The 11,962-nt window shown below is 63.2% G+C and carries 9 protein-coding genes; 5 read left to right on the forward strand and 4 right to left on the reverse strand.

Translation table 11 applies throughout. The features are described from left to right. Nucleotides 1-77: 77 nt before the first annotated feature. The 4 genes from ACIP0B_RS22030 to ACIP0B_RS22045 form a co-directional block, all read right to left on the reverse strand. Nucleotides 78-827 carry a FadR/GntR family transcriptional regulator gene (locus ACIP0B_RS22030; protein WP_400835984.1) on the reverse strand — a complete coding sequence of 250 codons (750 nt, stop codon included), beginning with the start codon at nt 825-827 and terminating at the stop codon, nt 78-80. Between the two features lie 140 nt (nt 828-967). Next, nucleotides 968-2,695 carry an ABC transporter ATP-binding protein/permease gene (locus tag ACIP0B_RS22035; protein WP_400835986.1) on the reverse strand — a complete coding sequence of 576 codons (1,728 nt, stop codon included), beginning with the start codon at nt 2,693-2,695 and terminating at the stop codon, nt 968-970. Between the two features lie 96 nt (nt 2,696-2,791). Continuing rightward, entirely contained in the window at nt 2,792-3,355 is a 564-nt protein-coding gene (locus ACIP0B_RS22040; RefSeq protein ID WP_217893672.1) for a response regulator transcription factor, read from the reverse strand. Next, the gene (locus ACIP0B_RS22045; protein ID WP_400835988.1) at nt 3,352-4,611 is read right to left on the reverse strand and encodes an ATP-binding protein; all 1,260 of its coding nucleotides are present in this window, start codon (nt 4,609-4,611) and stop codon (nt 3,352-3,354) included. Before ACIP0B_RS22045 ends, ACIP0B_RS22040 begins: the two co-directional genes overlap by 4 nt. A gap of 347 nt (nt 4,612-4,958) precedes the next feature. On the opposite strand from ACIP0B_RS22045, the gene ACIP0B_RS22050 reads away from it, so the two are divergent. The 5 genes from ACIP0B_RS22050 to ACIP0B_RS22070 form a co-directional block, all read left to right on the forward strand. Then, nucleotides 4,959-5,675, forward strand: coding sequence for an SIMPL domain-containing protein (locus tag ACIP0B_RS22050; protein ID WP_085578530.1), 717 nt, complete (start codon nt 4,959-4,961; stop codon nt 5,673-5,675). A gap of 696 nt (nt 5,676-6,371) precedes the next feature. Beyond that, the gene (locus ACIP0B_RS22055) at nt 6,372-7,997 is read left to right on the forward strand and encodes an ABC transporter substrate-binding protein (RefSeq protein ID WP_400835991.1); all 1,626 of its coding nucleotides are present in this window, start codon (nt 6,372-6,374) and stop codon (nt 7,995-7,997) included. 301 nt (nt 7,998-8,298) lie between these two features. Then, nucleotides 8,299-9,897, forward strand: coding sequence for an ABC transporter substrate-binding protein (locus tag ACIP0B_RS22060; RefSeq protein WP_400835993.1), 1,599 nt, complete (start codon nt 8,299-8,301; stop codon nt 9,895-9,897). A 177-nt stretch (nt 9,898-10,074) separates the two neighbouring features. Beyond that, complete coding sequence (locus ACIP0B_RS22065) at nt 10,075-11,496, forward strand: OprD family porin (RefSeq protein WP_400835995.1); 1,422 nt, start codon at nt 10,075-10,077, stop codon at nt 11,494-11,496. 77 nt (nt 11,497-11,573) lie between these two features. Further along, the coding region (locus ACIP0B_RS22070) for an ABC transporter substrate-binding protein (RefSeq protein ID WP_400835997.1) at nt 11,574-11,962 on the forward strand (389 nt) is incomplete at its 3' end.

The raw sequence follows: 11,962 nt of genomic DNA on the forward strand, positions 1-11,962 counted from the left end.
AGTGACCACAGATTCTGCATCCACCCAAGCTTCACTGTGGGAGCCAGCCTGCTGGCGATGGCGGTGGGGCTGTCCCGTCAGTTGCCCTGCGCCTGCGCCTCTTCATGGGCCTGGCGCAGCCGCTCGCGGCTGTTGGTCAGGTGCAGGCGCATGGCCGCCCGGGCCGCATCGGCGTCCTGGCGGGCGATCGCCTCGTAGATTTCCTCGTGCTCGCGGCTCAGGCGGTTCATGTAGTGCTGCTGATCGTCGTGGGCCAGGCGCGCGGAGTTCAGGCGGGTGCGCGGAATGATGCTGGTGCCCAGGTGGGTCATGATGTCGGTGAAGTAGCGGTTGCCGGTGGCCAGGGCGATCTGCAGGTGGAACTGGAAGTCCGAGGCCACCGCATCGCTGGCGTGGGCGACGCTTTCGTTCAGGGCATCGAGGGCGGCGCGCATGGCGGCCAGTTGCTCGGGGTTGCGGCGCTGGGCGGCCAGGCCGGCGGACTCGACTTCCAGACTGATGCGAAACTCCAGGATCGCCAGCACGTCGCGCAGGGTGACCACCGTGGCCGGGTCGATGCGAAAGCCGCTAGGGCTCGGCGTGTCGAGCACGAAGGTGCCGATGCCGTGGCGGGTTTCCACCTGGCCTGCGGCCTGCAACCGGGAAATCGCCTCGCGCACCACCGTGCGGCTGACGCCATGGGCTTCCATGATCGCCGATTCGGTGGGCAACTTGTCGCCGCGCTTGAGCAGGCCGTCGCGGATCTGCTCGGTCAGCACCGTCACCAGTTCCTGGGCCAGGCTGCGGCGCTTGCGCGGGAGGCGCGGGGTGTCGGTCGGGGTTTGCATGGTCTGCGTCTTGTCTCGGAAGTCGGCTTGGCGGGCATCATAGCGCAAGCGGGTTGTACGATCACTGCTGGCACACATTGCCCCTGCGGGAGCCGGCCTGCCGACGATGGCGTCGGTCGCTCCCACGGGGCCTGCTGTGCCTAGGCGGTGACGGTCTGCTCAACGAGATGGCCGTTGTCGATCCGCACGTGCCTTGGGTGGAAGCGCTTGAGGCTGCTGCGGTGGCCGACGCTGACGATGCTCAGCCCCGGCAACCGGTCGATCAGCGCCTGGTACAGGGTCGCTTCGTCCTCTTCGTCCATCGCCGACGTGGCCTCGTCCATGTACAGCCACTGCGGCGCATACAGCAGCGCACGGGCGAATGCCAGCCGTTGCTGCTCGCCCGGCGACAGCATGCGCTGCCAGTGGTTGGCCTCGTCCAGCCGCGCCACCAGGTGCGGCAGGCGGCAAGTCTCCAGCACCTCCTGATAGCGCTCCGGCGCATAGGTGTCGCCCGGCTGCGGATAGCTCAGCGCATCACGCAAGGTGCCGATCGGCAGATAGGGCTTCTGCGGCAGGAACAGGTAACGCTCCGCCGGCAGGCGGATGTTGCCGTGCCCCGCCGGCCACAGGTTGCCCATCGCCCGCAGCAGCGTCGACTTGCCGCTGCCGGAACGGCCGCTGAGCATCACCCGGTCGCCCGCCTCCACGGTCATGTCGGCATGGGTCAGCAGATGGCGGCCGTCGGCCAGGTCCAGGCCCAGGTTGTGCACCTTCAGTTCGCTGCCCTGGCTCTGCACGTCGATGGCCGGCGCACGCTGTTCGTTGTCGTCCATCGCGTTGCGGAAACTCAGCAGACGGTCGCAGGTCGCGCGCCATTCGGCCAGGTCCTGGTACGCGCTGATGAACCAGCTGAAGCTCTCCTGGACGTTGCCGAACGCCGAGTTGATCTGCATCAGCTCGCCCAGCTCGATCTTGCCCGTCAGGTAACGGGGCGCCGCGACGATGAACGGGAAGATGATCGCGATCTGGCCGTAGCCGGAGGTGAAGAAGGTCAAGCGCTTGGACACCCGCATGATGTCCCAGAAGTTGTGCCAGACCAGCCCGAAGCGGTTGCTCAGGCGACGGTTCTCGTTGGGTTCGCCGTTGTACAGCGCGATGCTTTCGGCGTTCTCGCGCACCCGCACCATGGAGAAACGCAGATCGGCCTCGAAGCGTTGCTGTTGGTTGTTCAAGCCGATCAGGCGACGGCCGATCAGGTGCGTCAGCCAGCTGCCGACCGCCGCGTACAGCAGCGCGCACCAGAACATGTAGCCGGGGATCTCGATGCCGAACACTTCGATGCTGCCGGACACGCCCCACAGGATGACCGAGAACGACACCAGGCTGACCACGGTGCGGATCAGGCCCAGCCCCAGGCCCAGGGTGTTGGCGGTGAATTTGTTGAGGTCTTCGGAAATCCGCTGGTCAGGGTTGTCGGTGTAGCCGCCCTGCTCCAGCTGGTAGTAGTTCTTGTGGCCGAGCCAGCGCTTGAAGTGGTTTTCGGTCAGCCACGCCCGCCAGCGGATGGTCAGCATCTGCGTCAGGTACAGCCGGTAGACCGCGCCGAGGATCGCCACCGCAGCGATCCCGCAGAAATACAGGATCAGTTGCCAGAACGCCGCCTCGTCCTTCTTCTGCAAGGCGTTGTAGAAATCCTTGTACCAACTGTTGAGCCACACCGAGATGCCCACGCTGAACAGCGACAGCGCGATCACGGCGATCAGCAGCGTCCAGGCCTTGCCTTTCTCTTCGCTGCGCCAGTAAGGCGTGGTCATCGCCCACACTTTGCGGAAAAACTGCCCGCGCACGGCATCGTTGACCGCGGAATATTCAGCGTTCTGATTCATGGAAAAGGCTCGATAAAGAAAAGAACAGACACGCACCGATCATAGTTGATCGGTGCGCGTTGTCGCGAGGCCCGGCGATGGCCGTTCAGCGCAGGTTCAGCGACGCACCGGGCGTTTCTGCAGCTTGCGCTGCAAGGTGCGGCGGTGCATGCCCAGGGCGCGGGCAGTGGCGGAGATGTTGCCTTCGTGCTCGGTCAGCACGCGCTGGATGTGCTCCCATTGCAGGCGGTCCACCGACATCGGGTTTTCCGGCACCAGGCTGTCGAGGTCGGCGTGCTCGGAGAGCAACGCCGCCAGCACGTCATCGGCGTCCGCCGGCTTGCACAGGTAGTTGCAGGCGCCGCGCTTGATCGCCTCGACCGCCGTGGCGATGCTCGAATAGCCGGTGAGGATCACCACGCGCATCTCCGGATCCAGCTCCAGCAGCTTGGGCAGCAGCACCAGGCCGGAGTCGCCGTCCATCTTCAGGTCCAGCGCGGCGTAGTCCGGCACGTCCTGCTGGGCGAGGGCCAAACCCTCTTCGGCGGAGCCGGCGGTGCTGACGCGAAAGCCGCGGCGGGCCATGGCGCGGGCCATCACCCGGGTGAAGGTCGCGTCGTCGTCGACCAGCAGCAGATGCGGCAGCTCTTCGCCTTCGACTTGGATTTCTTCGTCACTCATAGTTGGTCTCCTCGGGCGCCGTGGGGCAGGCGCAGCTCGGTGAGCGTGCCGCCTTCCTCATGACTATAGAGTTTCACGGAGCCGCCGGCGCGGGTCACGCTGGCCTTGCTCAAGAACAGGCCCAGGCCGAAGCCCTTGCCCTTGGTGGTAAAAAACGGCTTGCCGATCTGCTCGGCGATGGCCAGCGGCACGCCGGCGCCGTGGTCGCGGATGCTGATGGTCAGGTCTTCGGCGGTCCAGTCCAGGGTCACCTGAAGGTTTTCCGGGCAGGCGTCGGCGGCGTTGTTGAGCAGGTTCAGCAGCGCCTGGGTCAGGTCCGGCGGCGGCGCGATGCGCGGCAGCGTGCCCTGGCCCAGGCGGTGGAAGCGGTAACTGGCTTCGGGGCGCATCAGGTGCCAACGGTTCAGGGCTTCGTCCAGCCAGTCGGTGACGTCCTGCATCTGCACCGCCATCCGCCGGTTGGCCTCGGCGGCGCGCACCAGTTGCTGCAGGGTTTCCTTGCACAGCTTGACCTGATCCTTGAGCACCTTGAGGTCGTCCTGAAGCATCGGGTCGTGATGGTCCTGCTGCATCTCGTTGAGCAGCACGCTCATGGTCGCCAGCGGCGTGCCCAGCTCATGGGCCGCACCGGCCGCCTGGGTGGCGACGGCCAGCAACTGCTGGTCGCGCAGGCCTTCTTCGCGGCGGATCGCGCGCAGTTCTTCCTGACGGCGCAGTTCCTCGGCCATCCGTGCGGCAAAGAACGTGATGACGGCGGCGGCCAGGGCAAAGCTCAGCCACATGCCGTAGATCTGCAGGTTCTCCCGGGCGACCGGAAGGGTCTCCAGCGGATAGAAATGCGTCAACATCAAGGTGTACAGGGCCAGGGCGATGCCGGACAGGATCACCGAGTAGCGCCACGGCAGCGTCACCGCCGCGATGGTCAACGGCACCAGGTAATAGGACACGAACGGGTTGGTCGAACCGCCGGAGAAATACAGCAGGGCGCTGTGGATAAAAAGATCGCAGGCCAACTGCAGCGCGTACTCAAGCTCGGTGACCGGCCACGAGGTGCGCAGGCGCACGGCGGTGAACGTGCACAGCAGGATCGAGCAGCCCAGGGTCATCACCAGTTGCACCCAAGGCAACGGCAACAGTTGCAGCCAGTAGGCCAGGCCCACGGAGCCGGCCTGGGCGGCGAGCACCAGAATGCGGATGAAGGTCAGGCGCCAGAGGTTCTGGCGGGTGGCGGAAGTCAGTTGTACGGGGGCGAGCATGAGCTCTCCTGATGAGCGCTCCAGGCGGATCGCACGGAGTATACCGAAGCGGCGCGCCCGAGAGTCGAAAGTGCGGCAAACGACCACATGGCGCAAACGGGAAATTGATCTAGGGCAAGCGGGGCCCCAGGCTCGCACCTGTGGCGAGGGAGCTTGCTCCCGCTGGCGCGCGCAGCGGCCCCGACCGTCTTGTGAGCGCTGCGCACTCAAGCGGGAGCAAGCTCCCTCGCCACAGGCAGCCATCTGTATAGAACTTGTAACTGGGCGAACCCATTCCCAAAGGCTAGAGTCTGATGGTTTCACGCAGGCCCCCGAACCATCGCCTGCGCCCCCATCAAGGAGCCTTCATGCACACATTCCGCCGCAGCGCCGCCCTTCTCGCCCTGACCGTCGGCAGCGTCGCCAGCCTTCCGGCCCTGGCCGCCGACGAGCTGCACTACAACCAGATTTCCCTGCGCGCCGAAGTCAGCCAGGAAGTGGCCCGCGACCTGATGATCGTGACCCTCTACACCGAAGAGCAGAACACCGACCCGGCCAAGCTCGCCGCCGACGTCAGCACCACCATGAACAAGGCGCTGGCCCAGGCCAAGCAGGTCAAGGACGTCACCCTGCGCCAGGGCAGCCGCAACAGCTATCCGATCTACGACACCAAGGGCCAGAAGATCACCGGCTGGCGCGAGCGCGCCGAACTGCGCCTGGAAAGCGCCGACTTCGCCGCCCTGTCCAAGCTCACCGGCGAACTGCTGGGCGAACTGAAGATGGGCGGCATGGACTTCGCCATCGCCGACGCCACCCGCAAGGCCAGCGAAGACAAGCTGCTCAAGGAAGCCGTGAGCGCCTTCAAGGCCCGCGCCCAACTGGCCACCGACGCACTGGGCGGCAAGGGCTACAAGATCGTCAACCTGAACCTCAACAGCAACGGCTACCCGCAGCCGTACCTGCGCGCCCCGATGATGATGAAGGCGGCAGGCATGGACGCGGCACCGGTGACCCCGGAAGTCGAAGCCGGCACCAGCCAGGTCGGCATGACGGCGGACGGCTCGATCGAAGTGCTGATGCAGTGATCTGATCCGTGAACGGGAACCGGCGGTCGGCATCGACCGCCGTTTTTTTTGTGCCTGCCGACCGCGCTGATGCGCACGGTCGGCCGTGTCTTCACTGCCGCCATCGCCAGCAGGCTGGCTCCCACAGGGACATGTGCGCGACGCAGATCCTCTGTGGGAGCCAGCCTGCTGGCGATGGTGCCCGTGAGGGCCACCCCATGAATGAAGCAGGAAACAGCCTCAAAGCCAGCGCCGATCCTGTGGGAGCCAGCCTGCTGGCGATGGTGCCCGTGAGGGCGCTTCATGCCCAATGCGACGCAGAAATCCGGCGCTACCAAAAGAAGCACCAGTTGCACCTGGTGAAACTCCGCCCTTCCCTGCGATCCAGACGCCTTGCGTCCGATGCGCCCCCGCCAGCCCCTAAGCCCCCTCGCAGACCACCGGTATAAATAGGTAACACCCGGCCCCATTGCGGAGCGGCTGCACCCCTCAACGCACCGTTTTAGAGCGCCCCGTGCACCGTAAAAACCACCCGCAAACGGTCAAATGCGTCAAAACTTACACCAATGCGACATTAAGGTACGTTCGTGCCACCGTTTGACGCCTGCCGTCGCTCTGCATCTTGCATTGGGTATGGGGCCTGCATAAGTATCCGCAGGCACGACTCACGAGGTCGTACCTCAATATCAAAAAATGACAACAAATCATGAGGCCAACATGCTTAAACACGCGGTCATTCCGTTTTTAGTCGGCGCAGGCATGCTTGCCTCCGCACCTTTCGCTTCCGCTGCGACTAACCTGGTGTTCTGCTCCGAAGGCAGCCCGGCCGGTTTCGACCCAGGCCAATACACCACCGGAACCGACTTCGACGCCTCGGCCGAGACCATGTTCAACCGCCTGACCCAGTTCGAGCGCGGCGGCACCGCCGTGATTCCTGGCCTGGCGACCAAATGGGACATTTCCGACGACGGCCTGACCTACACCTTCCACCTGCGTGAAGGCGTCAAGTTCCACACCACCCCGTATTTCAAGCCGACTCGTGAGTTCAACGCGGACGACGTGCTGTTCACCTTCAACCGCATGATCAACAAGGACGACCCTTTCCGTAAGGCGTATCCGACCGAATTCCCGTACTTCACCGACATGGGGATGGACACCAACATCACCAAGGTCGAGAAAGTCGACGACCACACCGTCAAGTTCACCCTCAAGGAAGTGGACGCCGCGTTCATCCAGAACCTGGCGATGAGCTTCGCCTCGATCCAGTCCGGCGAATACGCCGCCCAGCTGCTCAAGGAAGGCAAGGCCGCCGACATCAACCAGAAGCCGGTCGGCACCGGCCCGTTCGTGTTCAAGAGCTACCAGAAGGACTCGAACATCCGCTACACCGGCAACAAGGACTACTGGAAGCCGGATGACGTGAAGATCGACAACCTGATCTTCGCCATCACCACCGACCCGTCGGTGCGCATCCAGAAGCTGAAGAAGAACGAATGCCAGATCACCCTCTTCCCGCGTCCGGCCGACCTGGCCGCGCTGAAGTCCGATCCGGCGCTGAAGATGCCTGACCAGGCCGGCTTCAACCTGGGCTACATCGCCTACAACGTGATGGACAAGGTCAAGGACAGCAACGAGCCGAACCCGCTGGCCAACCTGAAAGTGCGTGAGGCGCTGGACATGGCGGTCAACAAGCCGCAGATCATCGACTCCGTGTACCAGGGCGCCGGCCAACTGGCCGTCAACGCCATGCCGCCGACCCAGTGGTCCTACGACACCACCATCAAGGACACCAAGTACGATCCTGAGAAAGCCAAGCAGCTGCTCAAGGAAGCCGGCGTCAAGGAAGGCACCGAGATCGTCCTGTGGGCGATGCCGGTACAGCGTCCGTACAACCCGAACGCCAAGCTGATGGCCGAAATGCTCCAGTCCGACTGGAAGAAGATCGGCCTGAACGTGAAGATCGTCAGCTACGAGTGGGGCGAGTACATCAAGCGCTCCAAGGGCGGCGAGAACCAGGCGATGATCATCGGCTGGAGCGGCGACAACGGTGACCCCGACAACTGGCTGAACGTGCTGTTCGGCTGCGACTCGCTCAGCGGCAACAACTTCTCCAAATGGTGCGACAAGAAGTTCGACGGCCTCGTGAAGGAAGCCAAGCGCACCACCGACCAGGCCAAGCGCACCGAACTGTACAAACAGGCGCAACACGTCCTCAAAGATGCTGTGCCAATGACACCTATCGCTCACTCGACGGTGTATCAACCCATGCGCGCCAACGTGCAGGACTTCAAGATCAGCCCATTCGGCTTGAACTCCTTCTACGGCGTCAGCGTCAGCAAGTAAGAAACGGCAGCGACGACGTATTCAACGTCGCCGCTGCTTTTTTCTGCCGAGAAGCCAGGAATTTGCCTACATCCATTTCCACTTGGTCTGACCATAGTGGTTTAGGACGCGTTGCCTTTTCCTACGAGTCTTTAGGACTCAGCGCATTTACTGCCAGCCCCACGGCCCCTACCGTCGGGTGCTGACCAGTGATCGCGCGGGCCATCGGTTTGTTGCCCGTACTGGTTTGAGCCCGATGCGGCCGCCAGATCCCCGGACGGGATCGCGCGCATCGGAACACACGACAAAAAGAGGGAGCGTCATGCGCCATTCCTTGGTTTTTTCCGCATTGCTGGGCGCCGGCCTGTTGGCCGCCACGTCCGCCAGTTTCGCCGCCGGCAATAGCCTGGTCTTCTGTTCCGAAGGCAGCCCGGCGGGCTTCGACACCGCGCAATACACGACGGCCACCGACAACGACGCCGCCGAGCCGCTGTACAACCGCCTCGCCGAATTCGAGAAAGGCGCGACCAACGTCGTACCGGGTCTGGCGACCAGTTGGGAAATCTCCGAAGATGGCCTGAAATACACTTTCCACCTGCGTGAAGGCGTGAAATTTCATACAACGCCGTACTTCAAGCCCACCCGCAATTTCAACGCCGACGACGTGCTGTTCACCTTCAACCGCATGCTCGATCCGCAGCAGCCTTTCCGTAAGGCTTATCCGACAGAATTCCCGTACTTCAACGGGATGAGCCTGAACAAGAACATCGCCAAGGTCGAGAAGACCGGGCCGCTGACCGTGGTCATGACGCTCAACACCGTCGACGCCGCGTTCATCCAGAACATCGCCATGAGCTTCGCCGCCATCCTGTCCGCCGAGTACGCCGACAAGCTGCTGGCCGAAGGCAAGCCGAGCGACATCAACCAGAAGCCGGTCGGCACCGGGCCGTACGTGTTCAAGAGCTACCAGAAAGACTCGAACATCCGCTACACCGGCAACAAGCACTACTGGGACCCGAGCCGGGTCAAGCTCGACAACCTGATCTTCGCCATCAACACCGATGCCTCGGTGCGGGTGCAGAAGCTCAAGGCCAACGAGTGCCAGGTCACCCTGCATCCGCGCCCGGCCGACGTCGAAGCGCTGAAGAACGATCCCAAGCTGCAACTGATCACCAAGCCCGGCTTCAACCTCGGCTACATCGCCTACAACACCCGCCACAAGCCGTTCGACCAGCTCGAAGTGCGCCAGGCGCTGGACATGGCGGTGAACAAGCCGGCGATCCTCAACGCCGTGTACCAGGGCGCCGGCCAGTTGGCGGTCAACGCCATGCCGCCGACCCAGTGGTCCTACGACGACTCGATCAAGGACGCCGCCTACGACCCGGAAAAGGCCAAGGCGCTGCTCAAGGCCGCCGGCGTCAAGGAAGGCACCGAAATCACCCTGTGGGCGATGCCCGTGCAGCGCCCCTACAACCCGAACGCCAAGCTGATGGCCGAGATGCTCCAGGCCGACTGGGCGAAGATCGGCCTGAAGGTGAAGATCGTCAGCTACGAATGGGGCGAGTACATCAAGCGCACCAAGAACGGCGAGCACGACATCAGCCTGATCGGCTGGACCGGCGACAACGGCGATCCCGACAACTGGCTCGGCACGCTGTACAGCTGCGACGCCATCGGCGGCAACAACTACTCCATGTGGTGCGATCCGGCCTACGACAAGCTGATCAAGGAGGCCAAGGTCGTCACCGACCGCGACCAGCGCACCCTGCTCTACAAACAGGCCCAGCAGTTGCTCAAGCAGCAAGTGCCGATCACGCCTGTCGCCCACTCGACGGTCAACCAGCCGCTGAGCGCCAAAGTCGAAGGGTTCAAGGTCAGCCCCTTCGGTCGCAACGTGTTCTCGGGTGTCAGCATCGATTAAACACAAAACCGACTAGCCGCAACGCTGGGGGGGCCGTCTACCCCCTCACGCAAGCGCTTTGCCGAAATTCGCCGTTCCGGTCTTCTGCAAACGTTTGCGATGTGTGAATGAGTTCTAAACCAATAACCGGCCAACCCAAAAAAGCCGGCATAAAAAGAAAGTAAAGGAGCTTCACCCATGAAACTGAGCAGCACCGCGATTCTGGCCTTGGCCATCAGCAGCATCACGGCGACGGCCTACGCAGAGCCCGTCAGCCAGGAATTTGTTCCGACCACCCTGGCGGGCAGCAGCGCGCAAGGCGAGGCCAAAGGCTTTATCGAAGGTCAGAGCCTGGGGGGCACGACCCGTAACTGGTACGCCAACGAGCTGCGGCGCCGGGACGACACCTTCAGCTACAAGAAAGACAGCGTGAAGCACGACCCGAGCGCCCCCAAGACGCCGACGCCGCGTCGCATCAACTGGGTGCAGGGCACCATCGTCAACTACACCTCGGGCTTCACCCAAGGCACCGTCGGCGTCAGCACCGAAGTGGCCGCGTACAACGCCATCGCACTGGACCGTGACCGCAAGGACATCGCCGGCGGCTCCAACCGCACCCTGGCGCACTCCGACGGCGACGCCGTGGACCAGTGGAGCAAACTGGGCCTGGCCAACGTGAAGTTCCGCGTCTCGAACACGACCCTGACCGCCGGTCGCCAGAACTTCAGCACGCCGATCGTCGACGTGATCGGCAACCGTCCTCTGCCGTCGAGCTTCGAAGGCATCAGCCTGCACAGCGAAGAGTTCAACAACCTGTCGTTCGACCTGGCCGGTTTCGACCGCGTTTCGCCACGTACCGAGCAGAGCCTGTCGAAGTTCCGTTCCGAGTATTCCGCCACCGGCGTCGAGACCGACAAGGTCTACACCGCCGGCGTGAACTACCAGCCGCTGAAAAGCCTGAAAACCAGCCTGTACGTGGCCAACGTCGAAGACTTCTGGAACCAGTACTACTTCGGCGGCACCCATGAACTGGGTGACAGCCAGGTGCTGAGCCTGACCACCGGCCTGAACTACTACAAGACCGTCGACGAAGGCAAAAAGCTGATGGGCGACATCGACAACGATACCTACTCGCTGTCGTTGGGCCTGACCCACCAGGCCCACAGCCTGACCTTCTCCTACCAGCAGGTGAACGGTAACGAGTACTTCGACTACCTGCACGAAACCAACGGCATCTACCTGGCCAACTCCCTGCTGTCGGACTTCAACGGCCCGAACGAGAAATCCTTCCAGATCGCCTACGGCATCAACATGGCCGAGTACGGCGTTCCCGGCCTGAAGTTCAACATCTATCAGGCCCGCGGTTGGGGCATCGACGGTACCCACTACCGTGGCACCGCGTACACCGACCCGGGCGCCAAGCGCGGCGACCTGAGCCTGATGGACGGCGAAAGCCACTATGAATACGGCATCGGCGCTTCCTACGCCGTGCAGAGCGGCCCGCTCAAGGCCACCGCCATCCGCGCGACCTACACCACCCACCGCGCCAGCGAACACCAGGCGGACGGCAACATCAACGAGTTCCGTCTCGTGACCACCATCCCGTTCAACATCCTGTAAAAACGCACGCCGGCGGCTGACTCATGGAGAGTCGGCCGTCCGGCTTTTTGTCTTCAACCGATTGCAGAGGGTTCTTGATGAAAATGCTTCCCCTACGTGCGGCCGTCGCGGCCGCGTTGCTGAGCGTCGCTGCCGGCGTGTCGGCCAAACCCTTGGTGGTCTGCACCGAAGCCAGTCCGGAAGGCTTCGATGTGGTCCAGTACACGACTGCAGTCACCGCCGATGCGGCGGCCGAGACCGTCTTCAACCGGTTGGCGGACTTCAAGCCGGGCACCACCGAGGTGATCCCCGCGCTGGCCGAATCCTGGGACATCAGCGAGGACGGCCTGACCTACACGTTCCATCTGCGCAAAGGCGTCAAGTTCCACACCACCGAATACTTCAAGCCGACCCGCGACATGAACGCCGACGACGTGGTCTGGAGCTTCCAGCGCCAGCTGGACCCGAATCACCCGTGGCACAAACT

Source organism: Pseudomonas sp. NPDC089534 (genome assembly GCF_044749305.1).
Lineage (GTDB): Bacteria > Pseudomonadota > Gammaproteobacteria > Pseudomonadales > Pseudomonadaceae > Aquipseudomonas > Aquipseudomonas ekonensis.

Bases quoted from the DNA above. Each gene is read 5' to 3' on its own strand.
- ACIP0B_RS22030 (WP_400835984.1), bottom strand. From the start codon at position 827: ATGCAAACCCCGACCGACACCCCGCGCCTCCCGCGCAAGCGCCGCAGC.
- ACIP0B_RS22035 (WP_400835986.1), bottom strand. From the start codon at position 2,695: ATGAATCAGAACGCTGAATATTCCGCGGTCAACGATGCCGTGCGCGGG.
- ACIP0B_RS22040 (WP_217893672.1), bottom strand. From the start codon at position 3,355: ATGAGTGACGAAGAAATCCAAGTCGAAGGCGAAGAGCTGCCGCATCTG.
- ACIP0B_RS22045 (WP_400835988.1), bottom strand. From the start codon at position 4,611: ATGCTCGCCCCCGTACAACTGACTTCCGCCACCCGCCAGAACCTCTGG.
- ACIP0B_RS22050 (WP_085578530.1), top strand. From the start codon at position 4,959: ATGCACACATTCCGCCGCAGCGCCGCCCTTCTCGCCCTGACCGTCGGC.
- ACIP0B_RS22055 (WP_400835991.1), top strand. From the start codon at position 6,372: ATGCTTAAACACGCGGTCATTCCGTTTTTAGTCGGCGCAGGCATGCTT.
- ACIP0B_RS22060 (WP_400835993.1), top strand. From the start codon at position 8,299: ATGCGCCATTCCTTGGTTTTTTCCGCATTGCTGGGCGCCGGCCTGTTG.
- ACIP0B_RS22065 (WP_400835995.1), top strand. From the start codon at position 10,075: ATGAAACTGAGCAGCACCGCGATTCTGGCCTTGGCCATCAGCAGCATC.